Source organism: Ectopseudomonas khazarica, from assembly GCF_017915135.1.
In the GTDB taxonomy this organism is placed as follows: Bacteria; Pseudomonadota; Gammaproteobacteria; order Pseudomonadales; family Pseudomonadaceae; genus Aquipseudomonas; species Aquipseudomonas khazarica.
The window spans coordinates 2,850,957-2,868,264 of record NZ_CP068551.1 but is presented as its reverse complement, the minus strand read 5'-3'; the positions used below and the strand labels follow the sequence as shown (position 1 = coordinate 2,868,264).

Genomic DNA, 17,308 nt, shown 5'->3' with positions numbered 1-17,308 from the left:
GCAGCATGAGTCCTTCGTGGGACTACATCAGGTGTTGCTTGTCCATCTCGATGGCGGCATCGAGCGTTTCCAGCAAGGCCTTGCGCACCTTCAGCTTGGTGTTCTTGTGCGCGGTCATGTTGATCTTCTTCATCTGCTGGGCTGCGGCCTGAGCGGTAGCCAGCAGCTGCTCGCCGGGCACGACCTTGTCCAGGAAGCCGGCATCGACTGCACCTGCCGGGTCGAACATTTCGCCATTGATCACCGAGCGGTGGAATGCCGACTTGCGCAGGCGATCACGTGCCAGTTCGATGCCGACATGGTGCATGGTCATGCCGATCTGCACTTCGTTCAGGCCAATGTTGAACGGGCCCTCGACACCGATGCGGTAATCGGCAGACAGCAGGATGAACGCGCCTTTGGCCACAGCGTGGCCTGGGCAGGCGACGATGATCGGGTAGGGGTGAGCGAGCATGCGCCGCGCCAGCGTGGAACCTGCCGCCACTAGGTTGACGGCGTTCTGCGGGCCGGAGGTCATCACCTTCAGGTCGTAGCCGCCGGAGAGGATGCCTGGCTGGCCTGTGATGATGACGATGGCGCGATCCTGTTCCGCACGGTCGAGTGCGGCATTGAAGGCAGCGATCACGTCAGGGGAGATGGCGTTCACCTTGCCATTGCTCAGGGTCAGGGTGGCGATGCCATCTTCGAGTTGATAGCTGATCAGGTCGCTCATGGCAGTTTTCCTTGTTGGCGCCGCGGGGCTGAATGTGGGCAGAAGGTACTCAGCCGAACCGCTCTGGTAAAGCGCTGTGACTGACCGGCTGGTCAGTGTTTCTGCCTATCGCGGCGATGCCGAATGGCAATTGGTCGTGCATGGAGGCTGACATTTAAGGTAGGCCGCATATCCGAGGAGCGCCCATGAACAGCCTTTACTCCACCCTCTATCTGATTGCCGTGCTCGGCTTGCTGCTGGCAGCCGTCGTGCTCAGCGACAGCCTCTATCTGCGCAGCCCGTCCGGCGTCCTGATGCTGTTCGGCATCGGGCTGTTCCTATCCCTCGGTTTTCTGCTGTTTGGCCACATCCGTTTCGACGAACCCCCCTCCGGCGAGCCCCAGGAAAACCGCTTGCGCTCTTAAGCGCATGAATCCTTTAAAAAAATTTGCCATTCGTAAAACATTCGACTACATTAGCGCACCTCGACGGGCTGCACGCCAAAACGTCGAGATCCGGTGAAGTGTCCGAGTGGTTGAAGGAGCACGCCTGGAAAGTGTGTATACGGGAAACCGTATCAAGAGTTCGAATCTCTTCTTCACCGCCACTTTCGCAAAGCCCCTGAGAGAGCAGTCTCTCAGGGGCTTTTGCTTTCTGCTTTCTGCTTTCAGATTTTTGCGTGATCCCGTCGCCAGGCCGCGCGCGGCTATATCCCTTCGTGAATTCGCTTCCCTCTACCAGCCCGTGCCAAGTGCCATTGGCAATGGCCATGGTCACTATCGAGAGCACTGATTTCCGCTCGCCAGGGCATCGGCCTACTGTTGGCTCCAATACAGATAGCGTTGAGTTGGAGGTCATCATGCCCCGTATCGATGTGGTTTCCCTGGTTGGCAGCGCCGTACCTGCCGAGCTTCGTTCCGATGGTCTCATGGCGTGCTGGCTGTTGATGGTTGACGGTCAGCCCAAGGCGGTCCCTTTGCGTCGCGAGACGCTGCGCTTGCCTGCCAGGCTGTCTGGATGCTGAGCAACATTGCTCGCCCTGAGGGCGACCCGCTTCTGGCCTGACACCGCTTTACCCCGCGCTCGCTCCAGCGCTCCCTTGGCCCGCCTCTGGCGGGCATTTTCTTGTCCGGCAGGTACAATGGCGATCATTTTTCGAGGGGCGCGGCGTGGCCAGGTGGGACATTTTCTGCAGCGTGGTGGATAACTACGGTGACATCGGTGTGACCTGGCGGCTGGCCCGGCAACTGGTGGCCGAGCAGGGGCATGCCGTGCGCCTGTGGGTCGACGAGTTGCCTGCCTTCGTGCGCTTGTGTCCAGGCGCTAGCGCCAGTGCCGACTGTCAGTACCATGCAGGCGTCGAGGTGCGGCGCTGGTCGCAACCTTTTCCCGCTGTGGAGCCGGCGGATGTGGTGATCGAGGCATTCGCCTGCCAGTTGCCAACGACTTATATAGCGGCCATGAGTGGCGACGCCGTGACGCGACTCTGGTTGAACCTGGAGTACCTCAGTGCCGAGGACTGGGTTGCCGGTTGTCATGCCTTGCCGTCGCCGCAGGCGGGTGGGCTGCAGAAGTTTTTCTTCTTCCCGGGATTCACGCAGGGCACTGGTGGGCTGCTGCGCGAGACGGATCTGTTGGCCCGTAGGCGGGCGTTTCAGGCCGATCCAATGGCTCAGCAGGTATTTCTAGAGGGCCTTGGCGTAGTGCGTGATCCAGACGCTCGGCTGGTTTCCCTGTTCGCCTATGAAAATGCCGGGCTGGCCAACTGGCTCGACGCCATGGCTGGCGACTCACGCGCGACCCAGTTGTTGGTGCCGCAGGGCAAGGTGCTCGTGGATCTGCAGCATTGGCTCGGTGAAACGCAGTTGATACCAGGCGACCAGCGCCGCTGCGGTAGCCTGCATGTGCAGGTACTGCCTTTCGTGGCGCAGGACGATTACGATCGCCTGTTGTGGTGCTGCGACTTCAATGCCGTGCGCGGCGAAGATTCGTTCGTGCGTGCGCAGTGGGCCGGTCGGCCTCTGCTCTGGCATATCTACCCGCAGGAGGAAGGCGCGCACTGGGACAAGCTGGAGGCTTTCCTGGCGCTGTATTGTGTCGATCTGAGCCCTCGGGCTGCGGCTGCGCAAGCCGAACTCTGGCGGGCATGGAATGCCGGGCGGGGGATGAATGACGCCTGGTCGGAGGCGCTCGAGTGCTGGCCGGAGCTGTCGGGGCATGCCGAGCGCTGGTGCGCCCGACAGGCTGCTCAAGCGGATCTTGCCACGGCGCTGGAACAGTTTTACCGAAATTGGCTATCATACGCGGCCTAGATTTCTGTACCTCCCGCATATTTCGGATATCCGCATGAAAACTGCACAAGAAATGAGAGTCAACAGCGTGGCCCTGATCGATGGCCAGCCGTGGCTGATCCAGAAGGCCGAGTTCACCAAGTCCGGTCGTAACAGCGCCATCGTCAAGATGAAGCTGAAGAATCTGCTCAACGGCTCCAAGACCGAGACCGTCTACAAAGCCGACGACAAGATGGAGCCGGTGATTCTCGAGCGCAAGGAAGTGAACCTGTCCTACATCAGCGGTGAGGACTACGTGTTCATGGATCCGGAGTACAACTCCTACGAACTGCGTGCCGAAGACCTGGAAAGCGTTCTGCCGTTCATCGAAGAAGGCATGAACGATGTCTGCGAAGCCGTGTTCTTCGAAGGTAAGGTGATCTCCGTCGACCTGCCGACCACCATCGTGCGTCAGGTTGTCTACACCGAGAACGCCGCCCGTGGCGACACCTCCGGCAAGGTGATGAAGCCTGCCAAGCTGCGCAACGGTACCGAGATCAAGGTTGCCGAGTTCGTCGATATCGACGACTGGATCGAGATCGATACCCGTGACGGCTCCTACAAGGGCCGCACCCAGGCGCCGCAAGCCTAAGCTTGAGCGTCACCAGAAAACCCGGCCTTCGCGCCGGGTTTTTTATGGTCTGTGTTCGCCTGTGCAACAGGTCATTGCTGCGGCGCTGCCAGGCTGGCCAGCAGGACCTGATCCCAGGGGGGCGGAAAGCCGAAGCGCTGCTTGAGGAAGCTCAGCAGCAGGCGGGTGCGCGGGCTGGCCTCGCGCTCCAGGCGCAGGGCATAGATGCTGACCGGCTCCACCGCAGGCAAGCCGTTCTCGCAGAACAGGGGAATCAGCTCGCCACGCTGCAGGTGCTCGCTGCTCATCCAGGTCGGCAGGTGCGCCACCCCTAGGCCGGCGAGGGCACTGAACAGCAGGGTCTCGGCATTGTTGCTGGTCTGCCGCAGGCGCTTGGGCTTGCATTGCTGCAGCTTGCCGTCGACCTCGAAGCGCCATGCATAAGGCGGTGCCAGGCTGTCCCAGTCGAGACCGTCGTGCTGCTCCAGCTCCAGCGGGCTGCGTGGGATTCCGCGGCGGCGCAGGTAGTCCGGGCTGGCGCAGACGATACGTGTCATCGAAGCCAGTGGCGTAGCCACCAGGCGGCTGTCGGGCAGTGGTCCGATGCGCACCACGATATCCACTTCACCCAGGTGCTCGCCCTGCAGGTCGATGAAGCTGTCGATCAGGCGCAGCTGTACGTCCAGCCCGGGATTGGCCCGCAGGAAGTCGGCGATCGCAGGCGCCAGGTGGCGCCGGCCAAAGGGAGTGGGCGCGTCGATGCGAATCAGCCCTTCCGGGGCGCTGCTCAGCGACACCGCCTCAGCGCGGGCCAGGTGCAGCTCGGCAAGGATGCGCCTGGCCCGTTCGGCGAACGCCAGGCCGGCCGGGGTGACGCGCACCGCGTGGGTACTGCGGCTGAACAGGCCGCTGCCCAGGGCGCGTTCCAGGGCATCGATTCGCCGGGCGACCGCCGAGGGGGTCAGCGGGTGGCGTCTGGCCGCAGCGGAGAAACTGCCGGTTTCCAGGACGTCGAGAAATAGCTCCAGCTGGTCGGTCAGGGCATCGGGATTCATGCGGTGTTCTGCTTGTGCGTGAATGGCAAAGCCATTTTGCATTCTTGTGCGTTTCCATACTAGCTGCGCCTCTCTAAGATGCGCCCTGGCATGGAGGTGTCATGAGCCTGATCGATCTGTTATTGAATCTTGTCCTGGGCGCTGCTCTGGGAACCGTGGGTGGGCTGTTCGGTATCGGCGGCGGCCTGATCGCCATTCCGGTGCTGGGCGTGCTGTTCGGTCTGGATCAGCAACTGGCTCAGGGCACGGCCCTGGTCATGGTGGTGCCCAACGTGATGCTGGCGATCTGGCGCTACAACCAGCGCAACCGCATCGATTTGCGTCACGCCTTGCTGCTTGGCATCACCAGCCTGGTGTGTGCCTGGCTCGCTTCGCTGTACGCCGTGGAGCTGGACTCGCGCACCATGCGCTGGGCCTTCATCGGTTTCCTGCTCGCCCTGGCCGCTTACAACCTGGTACGCATGATGATGGCGCAGGCGCCGAGCAGCAGCGAGCTGCGTCATCCCTGGGGCTGGTTCGGGGTGCTCGGCGGTGTGTCCGGTGCCATGGGCGGTCTGTTCGGCGTGGGCGGCGCAGTAGTCGCCACGCCGGTGCTGACCAGTGTGTTCGGCACCACGCAGGTGGTGGCGCAGGGGCTGTCCCTGTCCCTGGCGCTGCCCAGTACCGGGGTCACGCTGCTGACGTACGCGTTGCATGATCACGTCAACTGGTGGATGGGTGTTCCCCTGGCGGTTGGCGGTCTGCTCAGCATCAGCTGGGGCGTGCGTCTGGCCCACTCGCTGCCGGAGCGTCTGCTGCGCAGCCTGTTCTGCGTGTTCCTGCTGATCTGCGCACTGATGCTGGGCCTCGAAGCCAGCGGGCTATAGGCGAAACCCCTCGACGATGTGGTCGGCCAGGCACTCGGTGACGGGGGACTGGCTGCTCTCGTTGCGCAGCAGCACGATGCTGGTCAGCGGCAGCAGTGGCAGGCCCTCGGCTTCACCGAGGATGCGCAGGTCCGGGGTGATCAGGCTCTGCAGCTGTGCGGTGACGGCCAGGCCCGCGCGCACGACGGCGAACAGCGCCGACAGGCTGGGGCTGGTGTAGGCGATGCGGTAGGGACGCGCCATGGCATCGAGCGCGTTGCAGGCCCACTCCCGGCAGAAGCAGTCAGCATTGAACATCGCCAGGGGCATGGGGTTCTGCTCGTGCGGGCAGAAGCCCTGAGCGACGGCCCAGGCAAAGCGCTCCTGGCGCAGCAGTTGGCCAATTTCCTTGCCCGGCTGACGAGTGACGATGGTCAGGTCGAGGTCCTGGCGCAGCAGCAGCTGACCCGAGGGTTCACAGTGAACCTCGACCTGCACCAGCGGATAGGCCTGGGCGAAGCGCGAAAGAATCTCCGGTAGAAAACGCATGACGTAGTCATCCGGCGTACCGATACGCACGGAGCCGACCATGTGCGGCTCACGCAGGGTATTGAGAACTTCACCGTGCAGCTTCAGGATACGGCGCGCATAGCCGAGCAACACCTGGCCCTCGGGGGTCAGGCGAACCTGGCGGCCATCGCGCTCGAACAGCGCGCGCTGCACCACGTCTTCCTCCAGCCGCTTCATCTGCATGCTCACTGCCGATTGCGTGCGATTGACCGTTTCGGCGGCGCGTGTGAAGCCGCCGGTGTCGGCAATGGCGACGAAACTGCGCAGCAATTCGGTATCGATACTGGGGTGGAAGGCCATTCATCAATCCTCGAGATGGATTCCATAAGAAACATTCGTTGGATTGATCTTAATCCTGGCTCGACACTGATGCCAACCCCACAGGGAGGGCATCGAGATGAAAGGTCAAAAAGGTTATGCGTTGGCTCAGGCTATCCACTTCGACCGTCTGCCATCGCTGGCAGAAATGTGGCGTGTACTGCGGCGCTGGCGTCAACTGGCTCGAGAGCGTCAGCAACTGGCGCGTCTGGATGGAGCGGCGCTGAAGGACCTCGGTCTATCCCGGGCCGATGCGTTGCAGGAGGCCGAGCGGCCGTTCTGGGATGACCCGCTGAGAAAGTGAGTCGTGATCATTGGAGTGACTGAATGACCGCTGTACGCAAGGGTGCGGACTTTTTCCTGTTTCAACTGATGTTGCTGCTGTGCGCCATATGGGGCAGCCAGCAGGTCGCCATCAAGCTGGCGGCCGAGGACATCGCGCCGATGTTGCAGGTGGCATTGCGCTCGGGCATCGCTGCCGTGTTGGTTGGCATTCTGTTGCTCTGGCAGCGCGGTTGGCGGGGCTGGCTGGGAAGTACCTGGCTGGCAGGGATGCTGGCTGGCGTGCTGTTCGCCCTGGAGTTCTTCTTCATCGCCCTGGGGCTGCGTTACACCTCGGCCTCGCACATGGCGGTATTCCTCTATACCGCGCCGATTTTCTCGGCGCTGGGGCTGCACCTGATGCTGCCCAGCGAGCGCCTGCGCCGCTTGCAGTGGCTGGGCATCGCGCTGTGCTTCGGCGGCGTGGTGATGGCCTTTGGCGTGGGCGGCGAGTGGAGCGAGATAGACGCCGACGTTCTGCTTGGCGATGCACTCGGGCTCTGTGCAGGCATGGCCTGGGGCGCCACTACCGTGGTCGTGCGCGGTTCACGCCTGTCCGAGGCGCCGGCGGGGCTCACCCTGTTCTATCAGTTGACGGTGGCCTTCGTCCTGCTGCTCGGCTATGCCCTGGCGATGGTCGATCTCGGGCAGGTGCGCTGGACGCCGCTGGCCATCGGCAGCGTTCTGCTGCAGGGCGTGGTGGTGTCGTTCTTCACCTATCTGGCCTGGTTCTGGCTGTTGCGTCGTTATCTGGCTTCGAACATGGCGGTGTTCTCGTTCATGACGCCACTGTTTGGCGTGACGTTCGGTGTGCTGGTTCTGGATGAACCGCTCACCCTCAACTTCATCATCGGCGCCGCGCTGGTGCTGGCGGGGATCATGCTGGTCAGCAGCGAGCGCTGGCTGAAGCGATACCTTGCCGGCCTGCGCGGCCAGTAGCGGTCTGGAGGCAGTTCGTGTCCGTTCATCATTTGGCTCAGCTCAACATCGCGGCAATGAAGGCGCCCCTGGAGTCGGCGGAGATGGCGGACTTCGTCGCCAACCTGGAGCGGATCAACACACTGGCCGAGGCGGCGCCGGGCTTCGTCTGGCGACTGCAGGACGAGGCGGGGGATGCCACGGCGATCAGGCCGTTCGGGGATGAGGTACTGGTCAACATGTCGGTCTGGCAGGATGTCCAGTCGCTCAGCGACTACGTGTACAAATCCGCGCATACCGAGATGCTCAAGCGCCGACGCGAATGGTTCGGGCGCATCGAGCAGGCCCACCAGGTACTGTGGTGGGTGCCGTCGGGGCATCGTCCAGACGTGGTGGAAGCGGCCGAGCGCCTTGCGCACCTGCGCGAGCATGGCGCGACGGCGCATGCCTTCACCTTCCGCCATGCGTTCGCGGCGCCGGCCTGATAGGCTGGCGCGTCATGACTCTCTCACTCTCTCTCGCCGAGGCACGTCGCCTGGCCCTGTCTGCCCAGGGCTTCGGTCGTGTGTCACGTGGCGCCATCGCTCATCGGCAACTGCAGGCGCAGATCGAGCGTCTGGGTGTGCTGCAGATCGATTCGGTCAACGCCGTTGTGCGCTCGCATTACCTGCCGGCGTTTTCCCGCCTTGGCCACTACCAGGCCGAGCACCTCGACGAGCTGGCCTGGGGGCGCACGCGGCGTCGGCGTCTGTTCGAGTACTGGGGGCACGAAGCGTCACTGCTGCCTCTGGAGCTCTATCCACTGCTGCGCTGGCGCATGCGCCGCGCCGCGGACGGCCAGGGTATCTATGGCCAACTGGCGAAGTTCGGGGTCGAGCGGCGCGACGTGATCGACTCGGTGCTGCAGGCGGTGCGCGAACGCGGCGCACTGGGCGCTGGCAGTCTCAGCACACGCAGCGAGAAGGCCGGGCCCTGGTGGGACTGGAGCGCGGAGAAGACCGCGCTGGAGTGGCTGTTCGCTGCGGGTGAGGTAACAGTGGCCGGGCGTCGTGGCTTCGAGCGCCTGTACGATCTGCCGGAGCGGGTGATCCCCGGCGAGCTGCTCGATCAGGCCGAGCTGGATGAGGATGAAGCGCAGCGTCGCCTGCTGCTGCGCTCCGCCGATGCCCTCGGGGTGGCCAGCGAAAAGGATCTGCGCGACTACTACCGACTGAACGCGGGCGACAGCAAGCGCCGAGTCGCCGAGCTGGTGGAAGAGGGCGCGTTGCTGCCGGTGGCGGTGCAGGGCTGGCAGCAGCCGGGCTATTGCCGCGGCGAGCCGCGCATTCCGAGACGCATACGCCACAGTGCACTGCTGTCACCCTTCGACTCGCTGATCTGGGCGCGCGAGCGGACCGAGCGGTTGTTCGGTTTTCGCTATCGCCTGGAAATCTACACGCCACAGGCCAAGCGGGTGTATGGCTACTACGTGCTGCCGTTCCTGCATAACGAGCGCCTGCTGGCGCGGGTGGATCTGCGCAGCGAGCGCGCGGCGGGGCGTCTGGCGGTGCATGCCGTGCATCTAGAGGAGCGCGAGTTGAGTGAGGCTGCACGGTTGGCGTTGCTGCAGTCACTGCAGGCGCTTGCGCAATGGTTGAGGCTGGAACGGGTCAGCCCCGCGCCTTCTGCGGCCAGGATTCTGCTTGAGTAGACGCTGCCTGCGCCAGAGCGGCGCAGGCAGGCAGGGGGCTTACTACTTGTCTGCCGCGATACGCTGGCGGATATGTGCAGCGCGGTCGGCGGAGCCAGGGTGGGAATCGAACATGCTGCTGTCACCGCCACCAAGCTTGGCCAGCTTGTCGAATGCGGTGGCCAGGCCTTCACGCGCAATACCGCGTTTCTTCAGCAGATCGTAGGAGAAATCGTCGGCATCGCTCTCCTGCGACTGGGAGAACTGAGCATTGACCAGCGCCTCACCCAGTGCGCCCAGCTGTGAGCTGGAGAGGGCGGCGACAGCACTGTTGCCGGAGGCGGCAGCAGCGTCACGGGCAACCGAGGTGGCATAGGCAGTCTGCATTGCCTTCTTGCTGTGGCCAAGGGCTACGTGACCCATTTCATGCCCCAGCACACCTTCGACTTCGTTGTCGTTCATACGGTCCATCAGGCCGCTGTAGACGCGAACGCAACCGTTGGCCATGGCCCAGGCGTTGATGTCGTTGGTCAGGTAGACCTTATAGTTGACCGGGATGCCGCCGGCGTCGCTGCCGAGGTTGGCGGCGATCTTCTTCAGGCGCTTGCTGTATTTACTGCTGGCCGGGGCGATCTTCGCCTGTGAGTCCATGTGCGCGCAGGACTCATCGGACATGGCCTTGACATCGGCGTCGCTGAGTGTGGCGGCCTGGAAAGCTTTCATGCCAGTGCTGAGCATGGAGTCAGCGCTCATGTTCTGGCAGCCGGTGAGCAGGGTAGCAAGTGCGAGGGCGGAGAGAGAATACTGCAGCTTCATGGCATCGTCCTTAAACGTTAGCGGTTGGCAATTCATCTGGCACCGGCTTCCAGCCGGCGCGCTATTGTCGATGATCCGCCACGCGATTAAACGTGAACCGATTGGCATTCTGAACGACTGCCCGGTCAAGTGGCCATCATTCGCCCTGGGGCGCTGACCGCCAAGGCATCTAGCTACCGATGCGCGCCTCCTTGAGGGTTTCCGCGATCATGAACGCCAGCTCCAGCGACTGGTCGGCATTCATGCGTGGGTCGCAGTGCGTGTGGTAGCGATCGGACAGGCCGTCCTCGGTGATCGGTCGCGAGCCGCCGATGCATTCGGTGACGTTCTGCCCGGTCATTTCGATGTGGATGCCGCCGGCGTGAGTGCCTTCGGCCTGGTGCACGGCGAAGAACTGCCGCACCTCGGCCAGAATCTGCGCGAAGTCACGCGTCTTGTAGCCGCTGCTGGCCTTGATGGTGTTGCCATGCATCGGGTCGGAGCTCCACAGCACCTGGCGACCTTCGCTCTGCGCCTTGCGCAGCAGACGCGGGAAGTGGGCTTCGACCTTGTCTGCGCCCATGCGCACGATCAGGTTGAGGCGGCCCGGATCGTTCTCCGGGTTGAGGGTGTCGATCAGGCGGATCAGTTCATCCGGGTCCATGCTCGGACCGACCTTGACCCCGATGGGGTTCTCGATGCCGCGCATGAACTCGACGTGGGCACCATCGAGCTGGCGGGTGCGATCGCCGATCCACAGCATGTGCGCGGAGCAGTCGTACCAGCGGCCGGTCAGGCTGTCCTTGCGCACGAAGGCCTGCTCGTAGTTCAGCAGCAGCGCTTCGTGGGCGGTGAAGAAGCTGGTCTCGCGCAGTTGCGGTGCGCTGTCCATGCCCACGGCGCGCATGAACGACAGGGTTTCATCGATACGCCCGGCGAGCTGGTGGTACTTCTCCGACAGCGCCGAGTTGGCGATGAAGTCGAGGTTCCACTGGTGCACCTGGTGCAGGTCGGCAAAGCCGCCCTGGGCGAAGGCGCGCAGCAGGTTGAGGCTGGCCGTGGCCTGGTGGTAGGCCTGCAGCAGGCGCTCCGGGTCGGGAACGCGGCTTGTCGCATCGAAACCGATGCCGTTGACGATGTCGCCACGGTAGGCCGGCAGGGTCACGCCGTCGATGGTCTCGCTGCCGGCAGAACGCGGCTTGGCGAACTGACCCGCCATGCGCCCGACCTTGACCACCGGGCAGCCGGCGGCGAAGGTCATGACGATGGCCATCTGCAGCAGCACCTTGAAGGTGTCGCGAATCTTCGCCGCAGAGAATTCGGCGAAGCTTTCGGCGCAGTCGCCACCTTGCAGCAGGAAGGCACGCCCCTGGGTCACCTCGGCGAACTGGCGGCGCAGCTCGCGCGCTTCGCCCGCGAAGACCAGCGGCGGGTAACCTGCCAGGGTCTGTTCGACACGGGCGAGGTGGCTGGCGTCAGGGTATTCAGGCTGCTGCTGGATGGGCTTGGCCCTCCAGCTTTCGGGGCTCCAGGCGTGCGGCATGCGACATCTCTAACGTTGATCGGGCGGAGGCGCATGGTAACCGATAAGCCCTGCTGCCCGTACGTGTATCGACGGCGCCACGGCTCATGACGCCGTGGCGGGCTGCAGGTCGCGCGCTGGCGACGTTCGTGGCAGCACCTCGCGCCCCGGCAGGAAGCGTCCATAGTGCCGCGCCGTGCCCAGGTCCTGCGGGTACTCCAGGCCACGGCGATAGGCGATCCGCCCGTTGATCAGGGTCAGCTCGACGGCGGCGTCGTTGCGCTTGACCACGCGCTGCAGGCCCAGCACCTCCATGGGCGCCTCGTGCAGCGCATCGAGGCTGTCGTCGAGTCCCTGCGGATTGATCAGCACCAGGTCGGCGCGATCACCGACACGCAGGTAGCCGGCATCGACGCCGATGAAGTCGGCCAGCTCGGCGCTACAGCGGCGTACCGCCTGGCCCAGGGGCATGAAGGGCTCGCCCGCCAGTTCGGCGTCACGCACGTACTTGAGAAAGCGCAGCGGGAAGTTGTACTGGGCGATGGAGCGCAGGTGCGCGCCGGAGTCGGCGAAGCCGGGGTGGGTCCAGGGACTGGCCAGCAGCTGGCGCATGATCGCTTCGCGCTGGTTGCCGTAGCAGGTCGTCCACTTCAGCGCCTCGCGGTACTGGCAGGCCAGTTCGAAATAGGCGTCCACCGCGTCCAGTCCGCGAGCCTGGCCCAGTTGCTTGAAGTTCTTGCCTACCAGGCTGGCGTCCGGGCATTCGCTCACCCAGCAGTCGGAGAAGTCGCGGTGCCACAGCCCCTTGCTCAGTACCGCCTTGACCTGCTTCTTGAACAGCGCGCGGAACGCCGGCTCCCGGACCTTGGCATAGAGTTCGTCCGGGTCCTTGATGTCGCGCAGCACTTCGCCGGCGCCGAACTCTTCGAAGGTGTTCACGTTGAGGCCCTCGAGGCGCAGGGTGAAGGGGGCTGGCAGCGTCTGCCAGCGGAAGTGACCGCGCAGGACCTTGTTCGCCAGCCAGCCGGACAGCCGCGTGAAACGATGCAACAGCGGCTGCGACTTGAGGTCGAGGGCGGTGAGCATGGTGCATTTCAGCGGCTTCCTGAACCAGCCGTGGGCCTGCCACAGAAAGGCGAAGACGTTGACCTTGGTCACCGCGTTCGGCGCTCCCTGCAGTACCGCGCCGCGCCGCCGCAGCACGGCGAACAGGCGCGAGAATTCCTTCCAGCTGGCGAAGGTGGACGGTAGCGGGCTGGACCAGGCGCGGTCGCCGTCCATCTTGTCCAGGCGGGTGGTCATCACCGACAGTCCGATGCAGCCGGCATCCAGCGCCTCCTCCAGCAGCTGCTCCATGCGTGCGAGTTCGTCTTCGCTCGGCTTCACCCGGCGGGTGGCGCGTTGCAGGCCCATCACCGCCACGCGCAGCTCGGAGTGACCGAGGAAGGAGTTGACGTTCGGCCCCATTGGCAACTGATCGTAAAAGGCGCGATAGCCCCTGGCGTCTCGCCAGGTCTTCTTCTCCTGCAGGATCGGCAGCACGTACTCGCGCGGGACCGCCTCGACACGGGTGAACAGGTCGGAGCAGTCCTCGGCTTCCGCCAGCACCATGCTGATGGAGCAGGAGCCAATGGTCACGCTGGTGACGCCATGGCGCACCGACTCTTTCAGCGCCGGCGCCGCGATGACTTCGGCATCGTAGTGCGAGTGGATCTCCAGAAAGCCCGGGGTGACCCAGTGGCCCTCGGCGTCTATCACTTCGCCGCAACCGTCTTCGTTCAGCGGGCTGAGGGCGAGCACGTCGATCTTGCCGTCCCTGATGCCGATATGGCGCAGTGCGCCGGGGGCACCGCTGCCGTCGAAATACAGGCCGTTCTTGATGATGATGTCGTAGCTCATGGCAGTCTCCAGGGCGCCAGCAGCAAGAGGCCGGTGACCAGTAGCAGGAAGTGGATGGCGATGCGGAAGTGCCGCTCATCGACGCGTCGGTGCAGCTGCTCGCCGAGCCACACGCCGAGAGGCAGCAGCGGGGCGTAGCTCAGCACCTGTGGCAGCGCCGGCAACAGGCGGCCGTCGCAGAGAAAGGCCAGGGTGAGCAGGCTGTTGAGGGTGAACCAGACGCTGATCAGCGTGGCGCGCAGGCGCGCCTTGTCCAGCTCGGCGCCGGCCAGGCCGTAGACCAGCAGCGGGCCGCCGGACGCGAACAGGCCGTGGCTGACGCCGGCGCACAGGGTGATGAGGCGGGTGGCCCAGGTTGGGCGCTGCGCCAGCCTGTATGTCCGGCGCAGGCGCCATAGCTCGCGTCCGGCGAAGCAGAGGATCAGCGCGCCAAACGCGGTCTTCAACAGCTGGACGTCCAGATAGGGCAGCAGGCAGTAGCCGAGCAACGTGCCGGCGAGCATGCCTGGCAGGATGTTGCCAAGCAGCAGGCGCCGGTCGATCAGGCGCCGATGGCGCTGCACCAGGTAGCCGGTCATGCAGACGTTCAGCGGTACCAGGATCGGCAGCAACTGTTCGATGGGCAGCAGCAGGGCACCCAGCGAGAGGGCGATGACCACGCTGCCGAAGCCGGTGATCGCCTCCAGGGTGTAGGCCAGCAGGATGAAGGCGCCGAGGGCATAGGGGGCCGCCGTGATCACCTCAGTTCTCCGGCGAAGCGCCGGCTCATCTGCCGGTAATACAGCGCTGGCGCCAGCCGCCAGAGCAGGCTCGCCAGCCAGCTGCCGCGATCGGGGAAAAGGCGTTCGCGGCGCTGGTGGAGCGCAACGAGGATCGCCTCGGCCATCCACTCGGCGCTGCGCACGTTGCCGATGGTCGAGCGTGCGTGGCGAGCCGGCTGGCCATCTGCACCCAGCGCATTGCGGTCGATGGGGGTATCGAGAAAGCTCGGGTAGACCAGCAGCAGGCCGATGCCGTCAAGGCCGATCTCGGCGCGCAATACCTCGAAGGCCTGGCTCAGCGCGCTTTTCGCTGCACAGTAGCCTGCGCGCCCCAGCACCGGCATCCAGCCGGCCATGGAACCGATGGCCGCGACCTGGCCACGGCTTTCACGCAGCAGGGGCAGGGCGGCCAGGGTCAGTTCCAGCGGTGCGTGATAATCCACGGCCATGACCTTGCGAAACACCGCCGGCGTGGTACGCACCGTGGGTGAGCGGTGGGTGATGCCGGCATTGTTGAGCAGCACATCCAGGCGCCCGAAACGTTGGCGGCAGGTCTCCAGCAGGTGCTGATGCAGCGCCGGGTCGGTGATGTCGCCGGGTACGCCGAGGACGCGCTCGGTGCCCAGCGTGTCGACACGTGCGGCGAGGCCCTGGCTGTCGATATCGGTCAGCAGCAAGGCGTCGCCCCGGGCATGGCAGGCGCGCGCAAGCTGCCAGCCGAGGCCGCTGGCGGCGCCGGTGATCAGAACCACTCGCATCATTTTTCTCCGAGGTTGGCCAGCGGCGTCAGCAGCGCGTCGGGCTGGAGGGGGTGGCGTGACCAGAGCCAGGCCAGGCCGAGGCCGGATATCAGGTGCCAGCAACCCCAGAAGGCGGCGATCAGCAGCATGCCGCCGGCCTGCGGGAAGAAGGTGAAGATGATCACCAGGCCCAATGCCGAGTTCTGGATGCCGACTTCGAGGGTCAGCGCCCGTCGGTCGGCGGGCGGCAGGCCGCTCAGTCGCGCGCTCAGATAGCCGGTGCCCAGCGCCAGCGCGTTGTGTGCCACCACCAGCCAGAAGAACAGGTGGAAGTGTTGCGTGAACTGCTGCAGGTTGCGGCTGAAGGCCAGTGCCACGAACGCCAGCATCACCAGCAGGGCGATCAGTCGCAGCGGCTTCTCCACTTTCAGTGTCAGTTGCGGGAAACGCCGGCCGACCCACATGCCCGCCAGCAGCGGCACGCCCAGTACCAGCAGCACGAGCAGGAGCAGGCTCAGCGGATCGAGGGCGATCTGCGTCAGGAGCGGGCGCGTGTGCGGGTTGAGCCAGGCGTAGAAGGCGAAGTTGAGTGGCGTCAGGACGCTGGCCGCGACGCTGGACACCGCAGTCATGCTTACCGACAGCGCGACGTTGCCACGGGCCATCCAGGTCATGATGTTGGAGAAGCTGCCGCCCGGGCAGGCCGCGATCAGCGTCATGCCCAGGGCCAGCTCCGGCTGGATGGCCAATGCCCAGCAGGCCAGGCAGGTCAGCGCCGGCAGCAACAGGAACTGCGCCAGCAGGCCGATCACCGGCGCCCTGGGGGCTCGGGCAATGCGCCGGAAGTCCTCGGCGCGCAGGTCGAGCGAGACGCCGAACATCATCAGCGCGACGATCAGGTTGATCAGCACCAGGCTGCTGGGGTCGAAAGCGATATTGACCTGCTCCACGTTCATGCCCCCTGTGTCGCGGGTGTGACGTCGCCGGCCAGTTCGCGGCGCAGCGCCGCGCTGTGTTCGGCGATGCGTCTACGATAGCTGTCCTTGTGCACGTAGTAGGCCATGCGCTCCAGTTGCAGGTACTGGTAGCCGCCGTCCAGGCGTTGGCCGGCCTGGGCGCGGATGGTTTGGCGCAGGGCCTGCGCGGCAGGGCTGCCGGCCTGCAGCTGGCGGATGTACAGAGAGACCAGCTCGGCCTGCTCGTCACGCCCCTGCCAGCCCAGGCCGGAGGCTTCGACCATACCGAGCATGAACAGGTCGTCGTGTTCGGGGTGAAAGACGTTGAGGTACAGCTGTGGCGCGCCGGCATCCTCCGGCCAGTTCAATTCGCTGCGGGCGATGAAGGGGTAGTCCAGCCGGTAGCCGGTGGCCATCAGGATCAGGTCGTACTCCGCCTGCTCGCCGTTGGCGAAGGTCACGCAGTGGCCGCTCACCGCGTGGATGTCGCCACGGGGGCGGATATCGCCGTGACCGATATGGTGCAGCACCAGCGAGTTCATCACCGGGTGCGATTCGTACAGGCGGTAGTCGGGATCTGGCAGGCCGTACTGCGAGGGTTTTCCCACCAGGGCGCGCACCAGCAGGCCGTCGATCGTCTGCTTGAGGCGGCGCGGCAGCCTGATCGCGCCGCCGAAGGTGTCGGTGGGCTTGCCGAGGATGAACTTGGGCAGGAAGTAGTAGCCGCGGCGTACCGACAGGTCCACCGAGGCGGCACGGTGCACGGCGTCCACGGCGATGTCGCAGGCCGAATTGCCGCAGCCGAGCACCAGCACGCGCTTGTCGGCGAAGATATCGGCACGCTTGTAGGCGCTCGAGTGCAGCAGCTCACCCTGGAAGTCACCGGGCAGTTGCGCCAGGTTGGGGGTGTGCAGGGTGCCGTTGGCGATCAGCACGCCCTCGAAGTGCCATTCGCGCTGTTCGCCGTCACGCTCGCTGGTCAGTCGCCAGCCCTGTGCGAGGCGCTCCAGCTTCACCACGCGGGTATCGAACTGGTAGTGCTCGTAGAGGCGGAAGTGTCCGGCGTAGTCGCGGAAATAGCGGCGCATCTCACTGTGATGCGGATAGGGCGCAACATTGGCGCGCATGGGGAATTCGCTGAACTCGGTGGTGCCCTTGGAAGAGATCAGGTGGGCCGAGTGGTACATGGTGCTGTGCGGATTGTCGATGTCCCACAGACCGCCGACGTCGCTGTGCAGCTCGAAGCCGACGAAGTCGATACCCTGTTTCTTCAGATGCCGGGCCGTGCACAGGCCCATGGGGCCGGCGCCTATGATGGCGTACATGGCGAACCTCGTTATTGTTATG

At 64.6% G+C, this 17,308-nt stretch carries 19 protein-coding genes and 1 tRNA gene; 10 read left to right on the top strand and 10 right to left on the bottom strand.

Going from position 1 to position 17,308, the window contains the following annotated elements; all coding sequences use genetic code 11:
- Positions 1-22: 22 nt before the first annotated feature.
- On the bottom strand, positions 23-712 hold the full coding sequence (locus JLK41_RS13705; protein WP_037047625.1) for a crotonase/enoyl-CoA hydratase family protein: 690 nt from the start codon (positions 710-712) through the stop codon (positions 23-25).
- 185 nt (positions 713-897) lie between these two features.
- On the opposite strand from JLK41_RS13705, the gene JLK41_RS13700 reads away from it, so the two are divergent.
- The 5 genes from JLK41_RS13700 to efp all read left to right on the top strand — a co-directional run bounded on the left by JLK41_RS13700 (position 898) and on the right by efp (position 3,613).
- Positions 898-1,116 (top strand): hypothetical protein, encoded by a 219-nt coding sequence (locus JLK41_RS13700; RefSeq protein ID WP_210389148.1) that lies wholly within the window; start codon positions 898-900, stop codon positions 1,114-1,116.
- Between the two features lie 92 nt (positions 1,117-1,208).
- A tRNA-Ser gene (locus tag JLK41_RS13695) sits at positions 1,209-1,298 on the top strand.
- A 252-nt stretch (positions 1,299-1,550) separates the two neighbouring features.
- Entirely contained in the window at positions 1,551-1,715 is a 165-nt protein-coding gene (locus JLK41_RS13690; protein ID WP_244976421.1) for a hypothetical protein, read from the top strand.
- 145 nt (positions 1,716-1,860) lie between these two features.
- Positions 1,861-3,003 carry an elongation factor P maturation arginine rhamnosyltransferase EarP gene (gene earP / locus JLK41_RS13685; protein WP_210389147.1) on the top strand — a complete coding sequence of 381 codons (1,143 nt, stop codon included), beginning with the start codon at positions 1,861-1,863 and terminating at the stop codon, positions 3,001-3,003.
- A 34-nt stretch (positions 3,004-3,037) separates the two neighbouring features.
- Entirely contained in the window at positions 3,038-3,613 is a 576-nt protein-coding gene (gene efp / locus JLK41_RS13680; protein WP_037047597.1) for an elongation factor P, read from the top strand.
- 71 nt (positions 3,614-3,684) lie between these two features.
- On the opposite strand, the gene JLK41_RS13675 is transcribed toward efp, so the two are convergent.
- Positions 3,685-4,647, bottom strand: a complete 963-nt coding sequence (locus JLK41_RS13675) for a LysR family transcriptional regulator (RefSeq protein WP_210389146.1) — start codon at positions 4,645-4,647, stop codon at positions 3,685-3,687.
- 101 nt (positions 4,648-4,748) lie between these two features.
- On the opposite strand from JLK41_RS13675, the gene JLK41_RS13670 reads away from it, so the two are divergent.
- A complete protein-coding gene (locus JLK41_RS13670) occupies positions 4,749-5,513 on the top strand; it encodes a sulfite exporter TauE/SafE family protein (protein ID WP_210389145.1) in 765 nt (254 codons plus the stop codon).
- Here JLK41_RS13670 and JLK41_RS13665 read toward each other — a convergent pair.
- Complete coding sequence (locus JLK41_RS13665) at positions 5,508-6,362, bottom strand: LysR family transcriptional regulator (RefSeq protein ID WP_037047591.1); 855 nt, start codon at positions 6,360-6,362, stop codon at positions 5,508-5,510. The genes JLK41_RS13670 and JLK41_RS13665 overlap by 6 nt on opposite strands.
- A gap of 97 nt (positions 6,363-6,459) precedes the next feature.
- Here JLK41_RS13665 and JLK41_RS13660 point away from each other — a divergent pair, with 97 nt between their 5' ends.
- Genes JLK41_RS13660 through JLK41_RS13645 form a run of 4 tightly spaced genes read left to right on the top strand, consistent with a single transcriptional unit; the run spans position 6,460 to position 9,309 of the window.
- Positions 6,460-6,684 (top strand): DUF1127 domain-containing protein, encoded by a 225-nt coding sequence (locus JLK41_RS13660; protein WP_037047589.1) that lies wholly within the window; start codon positions 6,460-6,462, stop codon positions 6,682-6,684.
- Between the two features lie 23 nt (positions 6,685-6,707).
- Entirely contained in the window at positions 6,708-7,640 is a 933-nt protein-coding gene (locus JLK41_RS13655) for a DMT family transporter (protein WP_210389144.1), read from the top strand.
- Positions 7,641-7,657: 17 nt separating this feature from the next.
- A complete protein-coding gene (locus JLK41_RS13650) occupies positions 7,658-8,104 on the top strand; it encodes a DUF3291 domain-containing protein (protein ID WP_210389143.1) in 447 nt (148 codons plus the stop codon).
- 14 nt (positions 8,105-8,118) lie between these two features.
- Positions 8,119-9,309 (top strand): winged helix-turn-helix domain-containing protein, encoded by a 1,191-nt coding sequence (locus JLK41_RS13645; RefSeq protein WP_210389142.1) that lies wholly within the window; start codon positions 8,119-8,121, stop codon positions 9,307-9,309.
- Positions 9,310-9,351: 42 nt separating this feature from the next.
- Here JLK41_RS13645 and loiP read toward each other — a convergent pair whose 3' ends face one another.
- The 7 genes from loiP to JLK41_RS13610 all read right to left on the bottom strand — a co-directional run bounded on the left by loiP (position 9,352) and on the right by JLK41_RS13610 (position 17,286).
- Positions 9,352-10,104, bottom strand: coding sequence for a metalloprotease LoiP (loiP, locus tag JLK41_RS13640; RefSeq protein WP_210389141.1), 753 nt, complete (start codon positions 10,102-10,104; stop codon positions 9,352-9,354).
- A gap of 169 nt (positions 10,105-10,273) precedes the next feature.
- Complete coding sequence (locus JLK41_RS13635; RefSeq protein WP_210389140.1) at positions 10,274-11,626, bottom strand: class II 3-deoxy-7-phosphoheptulonate synthase; 1,353 nt, start codon at positions 11,624-11,626, stop codon at positions 10,274-10,276.
- Between the two features lie 84 nt (positions 11,627-11,710).
- On the bottom strand, positions 11,711-13,504 hold the full coding sequence (locus JLK41_RS13630) for an N-acyl-D-amino-acid deacylase family protein (RefSeq protein ID WP_210389139.1): 1,794 nt from the start codon (positions 13,502-13,504) through the stop codon (positions 11,711-11,713).
- Positions 13,501-14,241: a sulfite exporter TauE/SafE family protein gene (locus JLK41_RS13625; RefSeq protein ID WP_210391233.1), complete on the bottom strand. Its 741-nt coding sequence runs from the start codon at positions 14,239-14,241 to the stop codon at positions 13,501-13,503. Before JLK41_RS13625 ends, JLK41_RS13630 begins: the two co-directional genes overlap by 4 nt.
- Entirely contained in the window at positions 14,241-15,023 is a 783-nt protein-coding gene (locus JLK41_RS13620) for an SDR family NAD(P)-dependent oxidoreductase (protein WP_210389138.1), read from the bottom strand. The genes JLK41_RS13625 and JLK41_RS13620 overlap by 1 nt, the downstream gene beginning before the upstream one ends.
- On the bottom strand, positions 15,023-15,961 hold the full coding sequence (locus JLK41_RS13615; RefSeq protein WP_210389137.1) for a bile acid:sodium symporter family protein: 939 nt from the start codon (positions 15,959-15,961) through the stop codon (positions 15,023-15,025). Before JLK41_RS13615 ends, JLK41_RS13620 begins: the two co-directional genes overlap by 1 nt.
- Positions 15,958-17,286: a flavin-containing monooxygenase gene (locus tag JLK41_RS13610; RefSeq protein WP_210389136.1), complete on the bottom strand. Its 1,329-nt coding sequence runs from the start codon at positions 17,284-17,286 to the stop codon at positions 15,958-15,960. The genes JLK41_RS13615 and JLK41_RS13610 overlap by 4 nt, the downstream gene beginning before the upstream one ends.
- Between the last annotated feature and the right edge of the window lie 22 nt (positions 17,287-17,308).

What these genes read in the sequence shown, in the direction of transcription:
- JLK41_RS13705 (WP_037047625.1), bottom strand. Translation starts at nt 712, where the DNA reads ATGAGCGACCTGATCAGCTATCAACTCGAAGATGGCATCGCCACCCTG.
- JLK41_RS13700 (WP_210389148.1), top strand. Translation starts at nt 898, where the DNA reads ATGAACAGCCTTTACTCCACCCTCTATCTGATTGCCGTGCTCGGCTTG.
- JLK41_RS13690 (WP_244976421.1), top strand. Translation starts at nt 1,551, where the DNA reads ATGCCCCGTATCGATGTGGTTTCCCTGGTTGGCAGCGCCGTACCTGCC.
- efp (WP_037047597.1), top strand. Translation starts at nt 3,038, where the DNA reads ATGAAAACTGCACAAGAAATGAGAGTCAACAGCGTGGCCCTGATCGAT.
- JLK41_RS13675 (WP_210389146.1), bottom strand. Translation starts at nt 4,647, where the DNA reads ATGAATCCCGATGCCCTGACCGACCAGCTGGAGCTATTTCTCGACGTC.
- JLK41_RS13670 (WP_210389145.1), top strand. Translation starts at nt 4,749, where the DNA reads ATGAGCCTGATCGATCTGTTATTGAATCTTGTCCTGGGCGCTGCTCTG.
- JLK41_RS13665 (WP_037047591.1), bottom strand. Translation starts at nt 6,362, where the DNA reads ATGGCCTTCCACCCCAGTATCGATACCGAATTGCTGCGCAGTTTCGTC.
- JLK41_RS13660 (WP_037047589.1), top strand. Translation starts at nt 6,460, where the DNA reads ATGAAAGGTCAAAAAGGTTATGCGTTGGCTCAGGCTATCCACTTCGAC.
- JLK41_RS13655 (WP_210389144.1), top strand. Translation starts at nt 6,708, where the DNA reads ATGACCGCTGTACGCAAGGGTGCGGACTTTTTCCTGTTTCAACTGATG.
- JLK41_RS13645 (WP_210389142.1), top strand. Translation starts at nt 8,119, where the DNA reads ATGACTCTCTCACTCTCTCTCGCCGAGGCACGTCGCCTGGCCCTGTCT.
- loiP (WP_210389141.1), bottom strand. Translation starts at nt 10,104, where the DNA reads ATGAAGCTGCAGTATTCTCTCTCCGCCCTCGCACTTGCTACCCTGCTC.
- JLK41_RS13635 (WP_210389140.1), bottom strand. Translation starts at nt 11,626, where the DNA reads ATGCCGCACGCCTGGAGCCCCGAAAGCTGGAGGGCCAAGCCCATCCAG.
- JLK41_RS13630 (WP_210389139.1), bottom strand. Translation starts at nt 13,504, where the DNA reads ATGAGCTACGACATCATCATCAAGAACGGCCTGTATTTCGACGGCAGC.
- JLK41_RS13620 (WP_210389138.1), bottom strand. Translation starts at nt 15,023, where the DNA reads ATGCGAGTGGTTCTGATCACCGGCGCCGCCAGCGGCCTCGGCTGGCAG.
- JLK41_RS13615 (WP_210389137.1), bottom strand. Translation starts at nt 15,961, where the DNA reads ATGAACGTGGAGCAGGTCAATATCGCTTTCGACCCCAGCAGCCTGGTG.
- JLK41_RS13610 (WP_210389136.1), bottom strand. Translation starts at nt 17,286, where the DNA reads ATGTACGCCATCATAGGCGCCGGCCCCATGGGCCTGTGCACGGCCCGG.